At 37.0% G+C, this 19555-nt stretch carries 13 protein-coding genes; 6 read left to right on the forward strand and 7 right to left on the reverse strand.

The window, feature by feature from the left end; all coding sequences use genetic code 11:
* Positions 1-123 precede the first annotated feature (123 nt).
* Positions 124-888: an outer membrane protein assembly factor BamD gene (locus tag KO509_RS11560; RefSeq protein WP_215973430.1), complete on the reverse strand. Its 765-nt coding sequence runs from the start codon at positions 886-888 to the stop codon at positions 124-126.
* A 179-nt stretch (positions 889-1067) separates the two neighbouring features.
* On the opposite strand from KO509_RS11560, the gene rluD reads away from it, so the two are divergent.
* From rluD to clpB, 3 genes are all read left to right on the forward strand, one after another.
* Positions 1068-2045, forward strand: coding sequence for a 23S rRNA pseudouridine(1911/1915/1917) synthase RluD (gene rluD, locus KO509_RS11565; RefSeq protein WP_215973431.1), 978 nt, complete (start codon positions 1068-1070; stop codon positions 2043-2045).
* Complete coding sequence (gene pgeF, locus KO509_RS11570) at positions 2023-2853, forward strand: peptidoglycan editing factor PgeF (RefSeq protein ID WP_215973432.1); 831 nt, start codon at positions 2023-2025, stop codon at positions 2851-2853. The genes rluD and pgeF overlap by 23 nt, the downstream gene beginning before the upstream one ends.
* A gap of 206 nt (positions 2854-3059) precedes the next feature.
* Entirely contained in the window at positions 3060-5630 is a 2571-nt protein-coding gene (clpB, locus tag KO509_RS11575) for an ATP-dependent chaperone ClpB (protein WP_215973433.1), read from the forward strand.
* Between the two features lie 183 nt (positions 5631-5813).
* On the opposite strand, the gene KO509_RS11580 is transcribed toward clpB, so the two are convergent.
* A complete protein-coding gene (locus KO509_RS11580; RefSeq protein ID WP_215973434.1) occupies positions 5814-6284 on the reverse strand; it encodes a DUF4124 domain-containing protein in 471 nt (156 codons plus the stop codon).
* Positions 6285-6438: 154 nt separating this feature from the next.
* On the opposite strand from KO509_RS11580, the gene KO509_RS11585 reads away from it, so the two are divergent.
* Positions 6439-7194: a transporter substrate-binding domain-containing protein gene (locus KO509_RS11585; RefSeq protein WP_215973435.1), complete on the forward strand. Its 756-nt coding sequence runs from the start codon at positions 6439-6441 to the stop codon at positions 7192-7194.
* 8 nt (positions 7195-7202) lie between these two features.
* A complete protein-coding gene (locus tag KO509_RS11590; RefSeq protein WP_215973436.1) occupies positions 7203-7679 on the forward strand; it encodes an ion channel in 477 nt (158 codons plus the stop codon).
* Between the two features lie 97 nt (positions 7680-7776).
* Here KO509_RS11590 and KO509_RS11595 read toward each other — a convergent pair whose 3' ends face one another.
* Both KO509_RS11595 and acnB read right to left on the reverse strand, forming a co-directional pair.
* A complete protein-coding gene (locus KO509_RS11595) occupies positions 7777-8805 on the reverse strand; it encodes a rhodanese-related sulfurtransferase (RefSeq protein ID WP_252727525.1) in 1029 nt (342 codons plus the stop codon).
* 300 nt (positions 8806-9105) lie between these two features.
* Positions 9106-11697 (reverse strand): bifunctional aconitate hydratase 2/2-methylisocitrate dehydratase, encoded by a 2592-nt coding sequence (gene acnB / locus KO509_RS11600; RefSeq protein WP_215973437.1) that lies wholly within the window; start codon positions 11695-11697, stop codon positions 9106-9108.
* 612 nt (positions 11698-12309) lie between these two features.
* On the opposite strand from acnB, the gene KO509_RS11605 reads away from it, so the two are divergent.
* Positions 12310-15123 (forward strand): bifunctional aconitate hydratase 2/2-methylisocitrate dehydratase, encoded by a 2814-nt coding sequence (locus KO509_RS11605; protein ID WP_215973438.1) that lies wholly within the window; start codon positions 12310-12312, stop codon positions 15121-15123.
* A 374-nt stretch (positions 15124-15497) separates the two neighbouring features.
* On the opposite strand, the gene KO509_RS11610 is transcribed toward KO509_RS11605, so the two are convergent.
* From KO509_RS11610 to KO509_RS11620, 3 genes are all read right to left on the reverse strand, one after another.
* Positions 15498-15860 (reverse strand): hypothetical protein, encoded by a 363-nt coding sequence (locus KO509_RS11610; RefSeq protein WP_215973439.1) that lies wholly within the window; start codon positions 15858-15860, stop codon positions 15498-15500.
* Positions 15861-15987: 127 nt separating this feature from the next.
* Entirely contained in the window at positions 15988-18702 is a 2715-nt protein-coding gene (gene pepN, locus KO509_RS11615; RefSeq protein WP_252727527.1) for an aminopeptidase N, read from the reverse strand.
* 295 nt (positions 18703-18997) lie between these two features.
* Positions 18998-19477, reverse strand: a complete 480-nt coding sequence (locus KO509_RS11620; protein WP_354668416.1) for a YHS domain-containing (seleno)protein — start codon at positions 19475-19477, stop codon at positions 18998-19000.
* Positions 19478-19555: the final 78 nt, after the last annotated feature.

Genomic DNA, 19555 nt, shown 5'->3' on the forward strand with positions numbered 1-19555 from the left:
TTAGCCTTGTAATCGTTAATTCTAATAGTTTTATTTAATTGTTTACTAGTTACGAGTATCGAACTCATCAGCTTTAGTGCCGATAGTGTTTGATACTCGTATTTTTTTGATAATTAGTAGCGTTTATCTAATCATTGAGTTATTAGGATAATTAGCGGCTAATACTTGTAATGCATTAGTTTTCAAATCATCTAGACCTAACTTATCGTAACATTCAATCATTATCTCTAATGCAGGCTCTAACTCAGGACTTGGTGAAAAGTACTCAACAATATAGCGACCTCTGTTTGCTGCTGAAGCATAAGCTTCTCGTTCTAAGTAAAATCTAGCAATCGCAAGTTCATATTTAGCTAACCTTGATTTAATTTCAATCATTCTTTTTTGAGAATCAGCGGCATATTTACTATCAGGATAATGAGTAATTATACGTTTGAAGTCGTCAAAAGCTTCACGAGCTGCTGTCGGATCTCTATCTGAACGATCTATGCCTGCCAAATCTTGAAACAAATTATCTTCTGTTGATAAGTTTATTAATGCACGCATGTAATAAACATAATCTGTATTCGGGTTGTCTGGATTTAGGCGTAAAAATCGATCAGTAAGTGCAATACCTTGAGCAGCGTCGCCTACTTTATAGTAAGCATAAATTAAATCTAATTGAACTTGATGTGATATTGGTCCAAAAGGAAAGCGAGAGTCAATTGCACTAAGGATTTGGATTGATTTTTGATACAAACCATTATCCAGTGCTGTTCGAGCATCGACAAATAAAGCTTGCGCTGATTTGTCTGGCACTTTATCAATGTCATTTTCGATACCAGAAGATGAGCAACCTGCTAAAGCGAGTGCTAGCGTGATAAATACTATTTTTTTGGTCAATTTTTCCATGGAATTTGCAATTACGCCTTTGTTTAAAATTAAATAAGTATGAAACCTTTGACAGCCATGTAGCATGGTTATCATAAAAAGGGTAAAATGAAACTATTATACCTAGTGCATACTTGCGTATTAACATTCTAACCTAGCAATCATAAGTTGCACAACGTTAAAAATTTAAAGAGAGTTTAATGTCTGAAATAATTCAACATCAAGATACCGTTCCTGATTCGTGTTTAGGTAAACGATTAGACCAAACTTTGGCCATAATGTTTCCTGATTATTCACGTTCAAGGCTAAAAGATTGGATTTTAGCCGGTAAAGTGATGGTTAATGGTGAAGTATTACCCCGAGCGCGAGAAAAAATGTATGGTGGCGAGAGTATTGCTATCAATGCAGAAGTAGAAGCTGAGCAACGTTTCGCTGCACAAAAAATTGATCTTGATATTGTTTATGAAGATGACGACATTTTAGTGATTAATAAACCTGCAGGTTTAGTGGTTCATCCAGGTGCTGGTAATCCTGATGGCACTGTCTTAAATGCTTTGTTACATCATTTTCCAGCTATTGAAGTTGTACCACGTGCTGGTATTGTTCATCGTTTGGATAAAGATACCACTGGTTTGATGGTGGTTGCGAAAACAATAGCGGCACAAACGAACCTAGTTGAAGCATTACAATTACGAGAAATTACACGTGAATATGAAGCTGTTGCTAATGGTTTAATGACTGCTGGCGGCCTTGTTGATGAGCCAATAGGCCGTCATGCAACTAAACGCACGCATATGGCCGTTACATTTTCTGGCCGTCCGTCAGTTACGCATTATCGTGTAATGGAAAAATATCGTTTGCATACACGCTTACGTTTACGTCTTGAAACAGGGCGAACGCATCAAATTCGTGTTCATATGTCACATATAACGCATCCATTGGTTGGTGATCCAACCTACGGAGGTCGACCGCGTCCACCTAAAAATGCAACACCTGAATTATTAGCAAAGTTACGTACTTTTAAACGTCAAGCATTACATGCAGCTATGCTTTCATTATATCATCCTATAACGGGTGAATTAATGACTTGGCATGCTGATTTACCTGACGATTTTGTTGAGTTAGTTGAATTACTACAAGAAGACACTAAACTTAATGCCGTCGACGATTACTTATAAAGCAAATAATATTAGAACAAGTTCAGCTATTGAGCTTGTTCAATGGCCAATACCCTCATCGAACGATGAAAGTATTGGCCAAGCAGCTTTAATTGATAACGTTTTTTCAGTACAGACAACACGGCTTTTACCTAGTAATACGCTTAAAGGTTCATCACTGCCTTATCAAGCTTTTAATCTTGGTTTACATGTTGGAGATTGTCCTGAACGGGTAAAAGATAATCGTCGTTACCTACAATCTTTGTTACCTGTAAACACTCAAATTCAATGGCTTAATCAAGTTCATGGTAATGAGGTTGTCGAAATATCGACAATATCTGCAGAGTCACTTACCGCTGATGCTGCTATTACTCAAGAAAAGAATGTTTGTTTAGCAATTATGACTGCAGATTGCCTTCCTATTTTATTAGCATCTAAGTCAGGCAATGAAATTGCCGCCATTCATGGTGGTTGGCGTCCTTTGTCTGCGAATATCATTCAAAACACAATTACCAAAATGAACACACCAACCGAAGATATTTATGCATGGCTTGGGCCTTGTATTTCGAAAAATGCTTTTGAAGTGGGTAGTGAAGTAAAAGCTCAATTTGTTGAGCAATGTGATTCTTTTAACTGTGCCTTTATTGCAACCTCAACAGGTAAATATTTAGCAGATTTACATAAAATTGCCGAAATACAATTAAATGCCCTAGGTATTAACGCCATAAGTACACTACCAGAATGTACTTATACAAATACGGATAAATATTACTCTTATCGTAAAGATAGCGTAACTGGAAGAATGGCAACATTGATTTGCCTATTATAAATACCTCGCTTCACTACTCATGGTGTTTATACTATTAGTCGTTAATGCCAAGCCGTTTTATTTAGATTATGTCTGAGCAATTATTTGTTCTAGATCAAACTAATGCTTATCCTCTATTGAAAAAGACCACACTAGACCTAATGTTATAAGTAATTACATCAGGTTTAATTAATTCATAAGTCCAGTAATATGGCAGGAGAATATTTATGCGTTTAGATCGTTTTACACAATCATTCCAAGAATCTATTGCGGATGCACAGTCGCTTGCATTAGGTCGAGATCATCAATTCATTGAACCCATTCATTTAATGATGGCGTTGTTAAATCAAAATGGTAACTCTGTTATTCCGCTATTAAAAAGTGCGGGAATAGATGTTCATACGCTAAGAAATAAAATAGAACAAGCACTGCAATCTTTAGCACAAATAGAAGGCTCTGATGGCGATGTTCAGCTTTCTTCTGCATCAGGTAAGGTGTTAAATTTATGCGATAAATATGCGCAGAAAATGTCAGATAAATATATATCTTCTGAAATGTTTTTACTTGCAGCACTTGAAGATAAAAGCACATTAGGTTCTATTTTAAAAGAGCTAGGCGCTAATGAACAACGTATTAAAGCGGCGATTGAACACGTACGAGGCGGTCAAAAAGTTGATGATCAAAATGCTGAAGATGTTCGTCAAGCATTACAAAAATATACGGTTGATTTAACTGAACGTGCTGAGCAAGGAAAATTAGATCCTGTTATTGGCCGTGATGATGAAATCCGTCGTACTTTGCAAGTATTACAGCGTAGAACTAAAAATAACCCTGTTTTAATTGGCCAACCAGGTGTGGGTAAAACTGCTATTGTTGAAGGTTTAGCACAACGTATTGTTGATCATGAAGTACCTGAAGGATTAAAAAATAAACGTGTTCTTTCTTTAGATATGGGCGCTTTGATTGCTGGCGCTAAATATCGTGGTGAATTTGAAGAACGTTTAAAAGCTGTATTAAATGAGTTGTCTCAAGAAGAAGGTAAGATCATCTTATTTATTGATGAATTACATACCATGGTCGGCGCTGGGAAAACAGATGGGGCGATGGATGCCGGCAATATGTTAAAACCTGCGCTTGCTCGAGGTGATTTACATTGTGTTGGGGCAACAACGTTAGATGAATACCGTAAATATATTGAAAAAGATGCGGCATTAGAACGTCGTTTTCAAAAAGTGTTGGTAGAAGAGCCTACTGTTGAAGATACTATTGCTATTCTACGCGGCTTAAAAGAGCGATATGAACTTCATCATAGCGTTAATATTACCGATCCTGCTATTGTTGCGGCGGCTACATTATCTCATCGTTATATTAGTGATAGACAGTTACCCGATAAAGCGATTGATTTAATTGATGAAGCAGCTTCAAGTATTCGTTTGCAAATGGATTCTAAGCCTGAAGATTTAGATCGACTTGAGCGCAAGTTAATTCAACTTAAGTTAGAGCAAAAAGCATTAGAAAAAGATTCTGATGATGCAACCGTGAAGCGTTTAGCGGATATCTCGGAACAAATAAATGAAAAACAGACAGAATACGATGAACTAGACGAGGTTTGGACGACAGAAAAAGCAGCGTTGTATGGTACACAAACGATCAAAGAAGATTTAGAGCAAGCTCGTATTGAGCTAGAAGCGGCAAGGCGGGCAGGTGATCTTAATCGTATGTCTGAATTACAATATGGCAAGTTACCTGAGCTCGAGAAGCAACTTGATTTAGCTAGCCAAGCTGAAATGCAAGAAATGAGCTTATTAGCTAATAAGGTGACTGAAGTTGAAATTGCTGAAGTACTTAGCCGTGCTACGGGCATTCCTATTGCTAAAATGTTAGAGCAAGAGCGTGATAAATTACTCAACATGGAAGAAGAATTACACCAACGCGTTATTGGACAAGGTGAAGCGGTAGCTTCAGTATCGAATGCGATCAGACGTTCGCGTGCTGGCTTAGCCGATCCAAATCAACCAATAGGATCCTTTTTATTCTTGGGGCCTACAGGTGTAGGTAAAACAGAGTTAACAAAAGCACTCGCTTACTTTTTATTTGATACTGAAGAGTCACTTATTCGTATTGATATGTCAGAGTTTATGGAGAAACATTCAGTTGCGCGATTAGTTGGCGCACCTCCAGGATATGTTGGTTATGAAGAGGGGGGTTATTTAACAGAAGCTGTTCGCCGTAAACCTTATTCGGTTATTCTATTAGATGAAGTTGAGAAAGCGCATCCTGATGTTTTTAATATATTATTACAAGTGCTTGATGATGGTCGCTTAACTGATGGTCAAGGTCGAACTGTTGATTTTAAAAATACCGTTATCATTATGACCTCAAATATCGGCTCAGACATAATTCAAACATTTGATAATGACAATCAATATCAGCAAATGAAAGCGCAAGTAATGAATGAAGTTAGCCACCATTTTAAACCTGAATTTATTAATCGAATTGATGAATCGGTTGTGTTCCACACCTTAGGAGCAAGCCAAATAGAGAAAATTGCTGGTATTCAAATTCAATCATTATCAGATCGACTAGCAGAACAAGAATTAAGCTTATCTGTTAGTAGTGAAGCATTAGCTTTAATTGCTGAAGTTGGCTTTGATCCCATTTTTGGTGCTAGACCATTAAAGCGTGCTATTCAGCAGGGGATTGAAAACCCGTTAGCGCAGCGCTTATTAGCAGGAGACTTTGCGCACGGTTCAACAATAAATGTTACGGTGGAAGAAGGAGAGTTAGCTTTTTCTTAAAGCCTAGTCTTTATCTTAAGAGCTAGTATAGAGCACTCTTAGTTAAATATTGTTTATTAGAAATAATTAGGAGCGCTTAATTTCACTAAAGTATTGAGCCTGTAATCTCTTTGGTTACAGGCTCAATGTGTTTTTAACCAGGGAAGATTTAACGCTTACGCATTTTACCCTAGTTAAGGCTACCTATTCTTGTATGCTATCGGGCTTACAGTACAAGCTTATATTTTCTTTACTTAGTGCAAGTTGTGCTTTCTTGTCTTTATCAGACAACGTTTTATTTTTGCCATTAGTGTCGACTATCATTACTGTGCCTAGTGAAGTGAGCATCTTTTCATTGAGCCGTGCTGATTGGCAATTTTGCTCGGCTATTTTCTTGTTGTTAGCCAAGACTTCTTCTTTCTTTTTTTCAAATTGGCTTAATTGCTCATTCATTGTGGCGTTTTGCTGATTATGCTTTGGTGCTATTTCTTTTGCTTGATAAGAGGAGTTTGTCGTTAGTTCAGTGTAATTATCATCTTTAGGTTGGCTTTGGCTAAAATGAACAACATTGTTTTCATCAACCCAACGATAGATAGGAATATCTTTTGCTAGCACATTGGTACTAAAAAACGTAATAAAACTCAATATGATAAAAATTAGATTAATAAAAGGCATAGTATTCCTTTGATATAAATAAGTCATAGAATAGCTATAAGAGTATTACAGCGCTATATTCAAAGCAATCGAGGCTATAAACTATTTAAGGTGTCTTATTTAATGTATAGGTTATAATCATAAATACGAGTCTCTTTATTGCTTTAGAATAATTATGAAATGCCTTCCTCGATTACTTGTATTTTTATTGTTTTATAGCGCCTGGGCGTTAGCAGATAAAAAAGAAATCAAAATAGCAACTGTGCAAGGGCTTCCTTTTTCAGAAGTTGTTGATAATGAATTTGTTGGTACAAGTATAGAAATATCGACTCTATTGGCCGAGTCGATTAACTTGAAACCGACTTTTATTCATTGTCCTTTTGCTCGTTGTTTGAGTATGGTTCAGCAAGGAGAAGCTGATATGATTTTATCTGTTAAGAAGCTACCCGAGCGAGAGGTCGACTTAATTTTCCTTCATCCAGCTTATATGACGCAACGTGAACCGCTGCGTTTTTTCACCTTAGCTTCTAGAGAGATTAGCATAACAAGTTTTGATGATCTCAATAAATTAATTGTCGGTACCCTTAGAGGCGCTCGTTATTTTGATGCTTTCGATAAAAGTAACTCGATAACCAAAGTTGAATTAACCTCTCATAAGCAGTTAATTCAAATGCTCTTACATGGAAGGATTGATGCGTTTATTGACCGCGAGAATTCTATTTTAGCATTTTCATTTTTAGCAGATATTCAAGAAAAGTTTGCGCTAGCAGATTATCAATATGATGTCGCGCTAAACGCTTATATTGCTATCTCCAAACATTCAAAGATTAAAGACTATGAAGAGCCTTTATCAAAAGAATTACAAAAATTAATTGCCAATGGCACAATAAATAATATTCTAATGAAAACAGCAAGCCAACGAAAAAAATAGAGTGAATTATGATTGTATTGCAAAGTGCTATGGAAAAAAGCCAACTGTATAAAGTGGACGAGTTTGGTATTAAAAATTATAACTATGGAGTAATAGGCTCTCTTTCCTTTATTGTTTTCTGTCTGTTAAATATTAGCTTGGGATATGTTGCATTTTTAGCTGAAACAAGTGTTGTTGGCTCGCCAGTAAAAACCTATGCTGATGCATTTTGGTTGATGTTAATGTCTTCTACCACGATTGGCTTTGGGGATGTGTATCCAATAACTTTTATTGGACGAGCCGCAGTTTTCATTATGTTTGTTTTAGGTGTGGGTATATTGGGGGGAGTAGGTGCTATCTTTGCTAACAAACTACTTGGCTTTGCCGATACGAGTATTAAAAACAGAGAATTAAGAAAACAAAATGCAGATATATATGTACAAAATCTTGCTATTTACAAAAAACTAGAAGAACTTGAAAAGAAGTTAGAGTCATTATCCAAGTAAGGTTTTTTTGAATATTTAGAAGAGGAGAGCTATTCAAACTAAAAGCCTCAAAGGATGAGGCTAGATTCTTCTATTACTGATGAGCGTATGTCTTATTTTATTTCTTAGATTGTGCTTGTTTTTTATTTGCTTTTGCTTGACGACGCTCTTCAATTATAGCTTGTATATCACCACCGATATGGCTTTCACCACGGGCTTCGGCTAATGATATTTGACGTTGACGTTCCGCATAACGATTGCGTTGTTCGTCCGTTACTTTATCATAACAACGGTGACAGCTTACACCCTTTACATAATGCTTACTTTGTTTTTCATCTTCTGTTAACGGAAAACGACAGGCAAAACATTGATCATATTGGCCTTGCTCTAAATCATGATTAACAGCAACACGACCGTCAAATACAAAACACTCACCTTCCCACATTGTTTCAGTGCTAGGTACTTCTTCAAGGTACTTTAAAATACCGCCTTCAAGATGATAAACCTCTTCAAAGCCTTGTTCTTTTAAATAAGCTGTCGACTTTTCACAACGAATACCACCAGTACAGTACATGGCTACTTTCTTATGCTTATTTTTATCAAGGTTTTTTTCGACGTATTCAGGAAATTCCCGGAAGGTTTCAGTGTTTGGGTTAACTGCGCCTTTAAACGTGCCAATTTCTACTTCGTAATCATTACGGGTATCTACCAATAAAACTTCTGGATCAGAAATTAATGCATTCCAATCTTTTGGTTTAACGTAAGTACCTACTACTTGGTTTGGGTCTATTCCTTCAACCCCCATAGTGACAATTTCTTTTTTCAACTTTACTTTTGTACGATGAAAAGGGTTTTCCTCACTGTAAGATTCTTTATGAGAGATATTATCTAAACCTGGCTGTTCACCAAGGAAAGCTAATACTGTATCAATACCAGCTTGTGGTCCTGCAATTGTGCCATTAATGCCTTCTGCGGCTAATAACAAGGTGCCTTTAACATCAACACTGGTCATTTTTTGTGATAATGGTTCGCGTAACGCTTCAAATGCGTCTAAACGAACGAATTTGTATAATGCACAAATAGTAATTGTGGATGAGGTTTTTTTTACGGTAACAGGGCTCGAAAACGCTTTATCTGATGAACTCATATGTACTCCATTGAACTAGCTGGAACGTAAATCCAGTGCTATAGATTGAAAGATTGACCCAAAATATTATGTCGCTGATATTTGGGTGGCATATTCTAACAGGAGGTGAATAGACAAGTCTATTTTCTCTTGTGTTTGGTGTTAGTTTAACTGTAAGTTTGGTTTATTGCAGTTGCACGCTGCTTAAAGTGAAATGATAGCAAAGGGAATTAGTAGGATTAAGGTGATATAACTTAAAACGCCCATTGAGGTGAGTGACCAATGGGCGCTTACTTTTAATAGTACAATTGCAATTGCTAATTAAGCGTCAACTTTTAATATAACGGTATCGGCTTTCTTGGTATATTGCTCCATTTTATGGAAGTTTAAATAACGATAAGTGTCTGCAGCCGTTGCGTCAATTTGTAAGGCATACTCCATATACTCAGCTGGCGTAGGTAATTTACCTAAAATAGCACCAACTCCGGCTAATTCAGCAGAGGTTAAATACACCTTTGCACCATTACCTAGACGATTAGGGAAATTACGCGTAGAGGTAGACAATACTGTTGATTTCTCTTTAACACGGGCTTGGTTACCCATACACAATGAACAACCTGGCGTTTCTATTCGTGCCCCCGATCTACCATAAATATTATAGTAACCTTCTGCTGTTAATTGATCTCTATCCATCTTCGTTGGAGGAGCAACCCATAAGCGTGTTGGTAGTGTACCGTTAAATTTATCAATTAGCTTGCCGGCAGCTCGAAAGTGACCAATGTTAGTCATACACGAACCGATAAATACTTCATCGATATGTGTTCCTTGAACGTCTGACAATAATTTTGCATCATCAGGATCGTTAGGGCAACAAACAATAGGCTCTTTAATCTCAGTTAGATCGATTTCAAGAATATGAGCATACTCAGCGTCTGCATCCGCTTCCATCAGTGAAGGGGTTGCTAACCATTCTTCCATCGCTGTTATTCGACGAGTGATGGTACGAACATCACCATAGCCTTCACTGATCATCCATTTAAGCATAACAATATTGGATTTCAAATATTCAGCAACAGCATCTTCTTCAACTTTGATGGCACAGCCTGCAGCTGATCGCTCCGCAGAAGCGTCAGATAATTCAAACATTTGCTCAATAGTTAAACCTTTCAATCCTTCAATTTCTAATATGCGTCCAGAAAATTCATTAACTTTGCCTGCTTTTTCAACCGTTAATAAACCATTTTTAATGCCGTAGTAAGGGATCGCATGTACCAAATCACGTAAGGTAATTCCAGGCTGCATTTCACCAGTAAAGCGTACTAAGACTGATTCTGGCATATCAAGTGGCATAACGCCGGTTGCGGCGGCAAAAGCAACCAATCCAGAGCCAGCAGGGAAGGAAATTCCTAACGGGAATCGTGTATGTGAATCACCGCCAGTACCAACGGTGTCAGGTAATAACATTCTATTTAACCATGAATGAATAATTCCATCGCCTGGGCGAAGTGATACGCCGCCACGGTTCATCATAAAGTCGGGTAATGTATGATGAGTCATCACATCTACAGGTTTAGGATAAGCTGAGGTGTGACAAAAAGATTGCATTGTTAAATCAGCCGAAAAGCCTAAACAAGCTAAGTCTTTTAGTTCATCACGTGTCATGGGCCCAGTGGTATCTTGCGAGCCAACAGTGGTCATTTTCGGCTCACAGTATTGGCCTGCGCGAACACCTGCTACATTACAAGCTTTACCAACCATTTTTTGGGCTAGGGTAAAACCCTTAGCTGACGCTTCTGGTGCAATAGGCGTAGCAAATAAGTTTGTTGCTTCAAGGCCCAATGCTTCTCGAGCACGGCCCGTTAAGCCACGACCTATTATTAATGGAATACGACCACCAGCACGAACTTCGTCAAATAATACTGGACTCAGTTCGAATTCTGAAATAACTTCCCCAGCAGCATTTTTTACAACCCCTTCATATGGATAAATATCAATAATATCTCCCATATTCATTCTTTGAACATCTAATTCAATAGGTAAAGCGCCTGAGTCTTCCATGGTATTATAAAAAATAGGGGCTATTTTACCGCCTAGGCATACACCACCACTACGTTTATTGGGAATATAGGGGATATCATCTCCCATAAACCATAATACAGAGTTTGTTGCTGATTTACGTGAAGAGCCTGTACCAACAACATCACCAACATAGGCTAATGGAATACCGTCTTGTTGTAGTGCTTCCAGTTGAGTAATTGGGCCAATAACACCCTCTTCATCAGGTGTTATTCCTTCACGCGCAATTTTAAGCATGGCTTTTGCGTGTAGTGGGATATCAGGGCGAGACCAAGCATCCGGTGCCGGCGACAAGTCGTCGGTATTTGTTTCACCGGTAACCTTGAATACTTTCACTGTAATTTTTTTAGCCACAGCTTTTTTGGAAGTAAACCACTCTGCATTTGCCCAAGATTCCATCACTTGCTTAGCAGCAGTATTACCTGCAGCGGCTTTTTCTTGTACATCATGAAAAGCATCAAACATTAATAAAGTATGTGATAAGCCGTTTGCTGCCAAAGCTGATAAGGTTTCTGATTCTAATAAATCAATCATTGGTTGAATATTATAACCGCCTAACATGGTGCCTAATAATTCTGTAGCTTTTTCAGGTGTTAAAATAGGTGAATTTACTTCTCCTTTAGTTATTGCGGCTAAAAATCCTGCTTTAATATAAGCTGCATCATCTACTCCCGCTGGGACACGATTCGTTAATAAATTAATTAACAAGTCTTCTTCACCCGCTGGTGGGCTTTTAATTAACTCAATTAATGCCGCTGTTTGTTTAGCGTTTAAGGCTTTAGGCACTAAACCTTCAGCAGCACGTTCTGCTACATGATTACGATATTCTTGAAGCATGATATCCACCTTCTTATTGGAGACACTACTCACTTTAGGGATGACTTAGTTGCTTTAAAGCCAATTTAGGACAAGTTGTTAAGTATCTAAGATTAAAATTCGTGTTAATAATACAATATTGTCGACACTTTTTCTTTTTTATGAATAGTCAGTGACGTTATTATAGAAATTCATTTTGCTTATAGTCCTTAAGTATCAATGATTTATGTTGTATTTCTTTTTTTGTTATACGACTATAATACTAGTGTATTGTTTTTTATTTTTAATATTGTCGGAAATCTTCTGTTCAGTAGAAGAAAGTATTACGCATAATATTGATACCTAGTTTGATAAGTTTTCTAGGGTTATATTGAAATAACTAGCTTAAGTAGATGATTTACATAGACGATGGGGTACTTTAGTATTTATGATATCCTTATAAAGGTGTATTGCCGTGTAGTAGGTAATACAATAGAACTACTATAACTAATACTTCTAACTCCTATAACTTACATGAATAATCCTTATTTAACCAAGTGATTAGTAGTGAGTCAGAAACATGCTAAAATAGTCAAAATATTTATCTTGCTGATAACAATGTTATTAGCGTCCCATAGCTAGAGAGTGTATCAAATGAGCCTGTACTTAGAATATATAGCAGAAATTGAAAGTCGTAAAAAGGAACTAGGATTAGCGCCTAAACCAATTGATGGTGCTGAGTTATTAGCTGAAATTATTGAACAAATTAAAGATGAAGGAAATGAGTACCGCGCTGACTCTCTTAACTTCTTCATCTATAACACGTTACCTGGCACAACAAGTGCTGCAGGTGAAAAAGCTGCATTTTTGAAAAAAATTATCTTAGGTGAAGAAATCGTACCAGAAATTACACCTGAATTTGCTTACGAATTATTATCACACATGAAAGGTGGCGCATCTATTGGTGTACTACTTGACCTAGCATTAAGTGATGATGTTGCATTATCAACGCCAGCTACAGAAGTATTAAAAACACAAGTATTCTTATACGATGCTGATACAGCTCGTCTTGAAGCTGCATATAAAGCAGGCAACACAGTTGCTAAAGATATTCTAGAAAGTTACGCTAACGCTGAATTCTTTACAAAATTACCTGATATCGCAGAAAAAATTGAAGTAGTAACATATATTGCTGGTGAAGGTGATATCTCAACTGACTTACTTTCTCCTGGTAACCAAGCACATTCACGTGCAGACCGTGAGTTACACGGTAAATGTATGATCACGCCAGAAGCTCAAGAAGAAATTCAAGCTTTACAAGCTAAGCATCCTAATGCCAAAGTAATGCTTATTGCTGAGAAAGGTACTATGGGTGTTGGTTCTTCACGTATGTCTGGTGTGAATAACGTTGCACTTTGGGCTGGTGAACAAGCAAGTCCATATGTGCCATTTATTAACATTGCCCCTGTAGTTGCTGGAACAAATGGTATTTCTCCAATTTTCTTAACTACCGTTGATGTTACTGGTGGTATTGGTCTTGATCTTAAAAACTGGGTTAAGAAAGTAGATGCAAATGGTAATACGGTTGTTGACGAAAATGGCGATGCTGTTTTAGAAGAAGCATACTCGGTTGCTACAGGTACTGTATTAACAATTGATACTAAAGCCAAGAAATTATTAAACGGTGATAAAGAGTTAGTAGATATCTCTTCAGCTTTCACACCACAAAAAGTGGAATTCATGAAAGCAGGTGGTTCTTACGCTGTTGTATTTGGTAAGAAATTACAAACTTTTGCATCTGAAGCTTTAGGCATACCAACTAAACTTGTTTATGCTGCTTCTAAAGAAATTTCACATGAAGGCCAAGGCCTTACTGCCGTAGAAAAAATATTCAACAGAAATGCTGTTGGTGTTCTTTCTAAAACAGATCTTCACGCCGGTTCAGATGTTCGCGTTAGAGTAAACATTGTCGGTTCGCAAGATACTACTGGTCCTATGACATGCCAAGAGCTAGAAGCGATGGCTGCTTCTACTATTTCTCCGTTAGTTGACGGTGCTTATCAGTCTGGTTGTCATACTGCCTCAGTATGGGACAGCAAAGCTAAAGCAAACATTCCTAAACTAATGAGCTTTATGAACAAGTTTGGTCTAATTACCGCGCGTGACCCTAAAGGTGTTTACCACGCAATGACTGACGTAATTCATAAAGTATTGAATGATATTACCGTTGATGATCGCGCTATCATCATTGGTGGTGACTCTCATACGCGTATGTCTAAAGGCGTAGCATTTGGTGCCGACTCAGGTACTGTTGCTGTTGCTCTTGCTACCGGTGAATCGGCGATGCCAATTCCAGAGTCAGTAAAAGTAACATTTAAAGGCGCTATGCAAGGTCACATGGACTTCCGTGATGTTGTACATGCAACGCAAGCACAAATGCTTAAACAATTTGGTGGTGAGAACGTATTCCAAGGTCGCATAATCGAAGTACATATTGGTACTTTATTAGCTGACCAAGCATTCACATTTACCGATTGGTCTGCAGAAATGAAAGCGAAGGCTTCAATCTGTATTTCAAACGATGAAACGTTAATCCAGTCAATTGAGCTTGCTAAGAGCCGTATCCAAATCATGATTGATAAAGGTATGGAAAACGAAGCTGGTACATTGAAAGGCTTAATCGCATTAGCTGACAAACGTATTGAAGAAGTTAAATCAGGTACCAGCCCAGCATTAGCACCTGATGACAATGCTAAATACTACGCAGAAGTTGTTATTGATTTAGATGTTATCGATCAACCAATGGTTGCTGACCCTGATGTAAACAACGAAGATGCGTCTAAGCGTTATACTCATGATGTTATTCGTCCGGTTTCATACTACAACGGTAAGCCTGTTGACTTAGCATTTGTTGGTTCTTGTATGGTTCACAAAGGCGATATGCAAATCATCGCACAAATGTTGCGTAACATTGAGAAGCAAAATGGCAAAGTAGAGTTTAAAGCACCATTAGTTGTAGCTCCACCAACTTACAATATTGTTGATGAACTTAAAGCCGAAGGCGATTGGGATATTTTACGTAAGTACTCTGGTTTCGAATTTGATGATGCAAACCCTAAAGGTGCTGCACGTACTAAGTACGAAAACATCATGTATCTTGAACGTCCAGGTTGTAACTTATGTATGGGTAACCAAGAGAAAGCTGAACCAGGTGATACAGTTTTAGCAACATCAACTCGCTTATTCCAAGGTCGTGTTGTAGCTGATACTGCAGAGAAGAAAGGTGAATCATTACTTGGTTCAACACCTTTAGTTGTTCTTTCATCTGTATTGGGTCGCTTCCCTACAATCGAAGAATATAAAGCAGCTGTTGAAGGTATCGATTTAACTCGCTTTGCTCCTCCTACGCAAGAAATGAGCACTAAATACGTACCAGCGGTACCAGTTCAAGTGGTTGACCCTAGCTAGGCTAGTTTTATATTTCATAAAAAAGTGAAATGAATTATGAAGGCTATTTAACTTATATAGGTTAAATAGCCTTTTTTTGTTTTCAATTTATATAGCTTTAAATAATTTTATAGCGTTTATTATCAAGGTAGATTAAGTATCAAACTTGTATCGTCTACAGCGCTTATATCGCTCCACTGAGTTAGATAATATTTACTAAATAACTGTAGAATTGCTTAATAGATGTTTCTCTAGTTGCCACTTTCCGGGCTTCATTCTTAAATTTACTTGTAATAGGATCGCGATTGACACGAGTTTTCCTTGCCTTTTGATGAGCTAAAATAGAATAATTATCAAGCTAGCGTACAGTAAAAATAATATTCAGATAGGTAAGGCTAATGAGTTGAGAGTGGACACTCAAGTGTTGCAATTAAATTTGATCTAATTAAATTAGGTGAAGCTCGTTTATGGTCAAAGCTTTCAATCCCTTTAATAATGGTCAACGTATAGTCATATCGACCACAGATTAAATAACTTTTCCGTAATAAAAGTGCAGATAGTTGTTGAAACTTTACTTTATTATTTTGAATTATCTCAAGTTGGTAACGATTTACGGCTAATTCAGTTTGTATAAATTGAACTTGATGATCAAAGTCCCATTGAGGAGCATTTTGATATGCCTCGCTTGTTAAACTGGTGCAGGCAATAATACTATTAAAAATAAGCATGTAGAGTATTATCGACGTCGTTTTTTTCATGAATATATACTCCGGACAACTTATAAAATAGGGACTAATAGAGTAAACAAGCTAAATGTTCACTCTATTAGTATAGCGCGTTAACGTAATCTTGGGTTAACGCGCAATGCATTAATACACAATTGGCTTAAAGCTTTATGGCATCTTTTATCATTAAACAACGTTTATCTTCTTGCTGTTTAATCAATAAACTTCTTTTAGTGCCTGAAGACAGGTTGGTTAATTCAGTTACCGCTTTATTTAAACGAGCAACGCTAGCTTCGCTACACGTTGTGGGAATTAACTGATTATAACTACGCATGAAAACAGGGCCATTCTTTTCATCTATATTACGTAATGATCCAATACGTTGTTCTGCAGTTTGTTCGTTAAAGCTATTTTGTTCACTAGGATAAAGTGCTGACATAGCAGTGCGTAATTTAGAAAAAGCAATTTTACTATCTTCTTGTTGAATCTTAGTTAGCCAGTCAGTTTTAACTTGACTATTTGGCGCAATAACACGTGCATACAAAGCAGATTTTTCACCAGTATCTGAGCTATCTAATGTTAACTCATTAGCAATCAACTGATCAGCTTTACTATATTGATAACGGCTTAATTGCGCAATAATGTTCCAACGGATATCTTGATTGATGGTTAAGTTTTCTAGTGAGTATTGCCCCGTTAATAATTTATATAAATTATCTAATGCATTTTTCGAGTGAGCAAAATTTATATAGCTGCTAAACCAACGACGTTGCATGTTTTTATCGTCGCTGTTAGCTAATGTACTTTGCCAAGTGATATCTTCTAGTTCTAACGCGATATTTTTTACATAATCGTGTTGACTGCCTAAGCCTTTATTTAGGTAAGCTTTCGCTGCGGATATTTGCCCTAATACTTGCCCTAGCGTGGTGTAATCTTGTTCAAATGGTGCATTGGTCAGTGCAACTGTTAGATAGTCATTCAATGGTAATTTACCATCACGAACACTATCCCATAAACTTTGCCATAGCATTGAACGCAACAGAGGATCTATAATTTGAGCTAAATAAAGCTTAGTTGTTTCAAATGAGCGTTTATCTAAATTAACTTTTACAAATGCCCAGTCTTGATAATTAGGATAAATTAGATCGGGGCATGAAACACCAATTAATTCATTTACATGAGTTGTTTTACCTTGATAAATCACCGATATTTTTTTCGTTAAACTAAAACCCGGGTTCGTTGTTTTAAAGAGCGCTAACTGAACCTTTTGTTCGCGTAATGTTGGCTGACTTTTATCTGCTGTTTGTATTAATTCAAAAGAAGATATTTTACCTTGTTCACACTGGTATTTTGCTTCAATGGTATTTACGCCAGCTTGGTATAGCCAGTCCTGCTGCCATTGAGTTAAGTTTTTACCACTTGCTTTGGCTAAACTATCGAGAAAATCCTCTAATACAGCATTTTGATAAGCGTTATCTTTTAAATAATTATGAATACCTTGTTGAAATGTTTTTTCTCCTAGCAAATAACGTAATTGATTTAATACCGAAGCACCTTTTGAGTAGGTAATAGCATCAATATTGTCAAAAGCATTGGCAGTCGACGGTACTGGCACTTCAATAGGGTGAGTAGTTACTTGTTGATCAGCGCGATAAGCACTTTGTTTACCTCCAGCGTAGAAAGTACGCCAAGCATTGTCAAACTCGGTTGCTTCGCTTGTCGCAAGTGTTGCCATAAACGCAGCAAAACTTTCATTTAACCATAAGCCATTCCACCACTTCATCGTGGCTAAATTACCAAACCATTGATGTGCCATTTCATGCATTATCACGTTAGCTAGTCGCTCTCGGCGGCTTTGGCTCATTTCACCATTGGTTAAAAACGATTTTTCAGCAAAGGTTACTGCTGCTGAATTTTCCATTGCACCGTATAAAAAATCAGGCACTAGTACTTGATCGTACTTTTTGAAGGGATAGTTGATCCCAAAATAGTTATCGAAGAAGTCGAAACCTTGTTTGGTGTAGGTAAACCAATGCTTTGGTGTTATTTGTTTAGCAACAGACTGGCGAGCAAATAAACGTAGTGGGTATTTACCACTATTATCTTGCCACATGGTATACGGACCAGCGTGCATTGAAAAATTATAAGGACTTAACGTTAGGCTCTTCGGGAAATGCCAAAGGGTAATGTCGCCTTGTTGTGTTGTTGTCGCTTCTCTTGTCGCTGAAAAAACAGTCCAATCGTTTGGAGCAGAAACGGTTAATTCAAAAGTCGCCTTCAAATCAGGCTGATCAAATAAGGCAAACATTTGTTGAGCGGCCGCAGGCTCAAAATGAGAATAAAGGTAAACCTTACCGTCTACTGGATCTTTAAAGCGGTGTAAGCCTTCACCATTGGTACTGTGTTTACGTGTAAATTCGACCGTAACTGTATTTTGTCCTTTCTTTAGGGTTTTAGCTGGCAAGGTAATAAACCAATTGTTATAGCTCTCGAGTAATTTTTCACTCGACATTGCTTTACCGTTAATGACTAAATTGCTAATTTTTGCTTCATTTAAATCGACAGTTAGTGGGGTGCTATTGTTCGATAAATCAAAATTAATGGTCGAACTAGCAGAGAAGCTTTCTTCACCCGTTAGGTTAAAGTTAAGTTTGTAGTTAACATTAGAAACACGTTCTGAACGTTTGAATGCTTGTGCTTGGCTTAGGTATTGATCTTCTGCTCTAGGAGCAAAACTTACCGTTTTACTTGCGCTTTCATTTAAAGTAGATGTAGTGTTCTTTGCTGGTTCAGTAAGAGCACAAGCATTTAGTAATAATGTTGCTGTCAATGCTGAGGTAGTTAAAATTGATTTGTTCAAGGTAATAAATTTCAAGAGGATTCTCATTGTGTTTGGGAGTCATTACATTATAAAACAGAACGATAATAGTAAAAAGAGTCTCGCTAGTTTAGTGAATATATAGCAAGGAAATTTGTAAAGCAGGGCAAACAGCGGCTTTTAAAAAAACTATGACCTTAGGATAATTAACACTGAGAGTGAGCTCCTAGATGTTTAACGAGAGAAAATTATGCTTGAATTATAGTTGAGAAAACTGCCTGTGAAGCAATTAGCAATAAAGCCATTATATCCATGTGAATTAATGGCTACTTGTTTATTGTTTGTGAACTTATTACTTTTTAATAAAACTATTTACATCTGTTTCTAAAGGGTAATAATAATCAGCATCTTTAATCATAGTTAACTTATCTTTCAGCCACTTTTTATTAATGCTTTTACTGTAGTTTAAATAAAGTTTATTTTCATAAATATGAAAAGCCTCAGGATCAATTCTAGCTGTACTTCCTTCATCAGCCATAGCGTAAGCACACCAGCCACCGTATTGTGGAGCATATTTCTCTGGTTCAGATTCAAATAATGCTTTGTTTTCTTTACTGTTAAAATACCAGTAAGCATTACGCCATTTTACTTTAAAGGCTTTATCACCTTCTACAGCTTTATTTTGTGTAAAATAAGCAACGGTATCGTAACCATCAATAGCAATACTATTAAAGCGTCCAGTATTAACCGCATCATCAACGGCGAAAGCTGAAAAACTGAAAAAAATGATCATCATCATAACCGCTTGAATAGATCGTTTAACTAAATACATCTTTATCTTCCTTACAAATGAATAACTACTTATAAGATAGGTGATTAACGGTATTAATTTCGTACTATTTTTACTTGA

Source organism: Colwellia sp. C2M11, assembly GCF_018860915.1.
In the GTDB taxonomy this organism is placed as follows: Bacteria; Pseudomonadota; Gammaproteobacteria; order Enterobacterales; family Alteromonadaceae; genus Colwellia.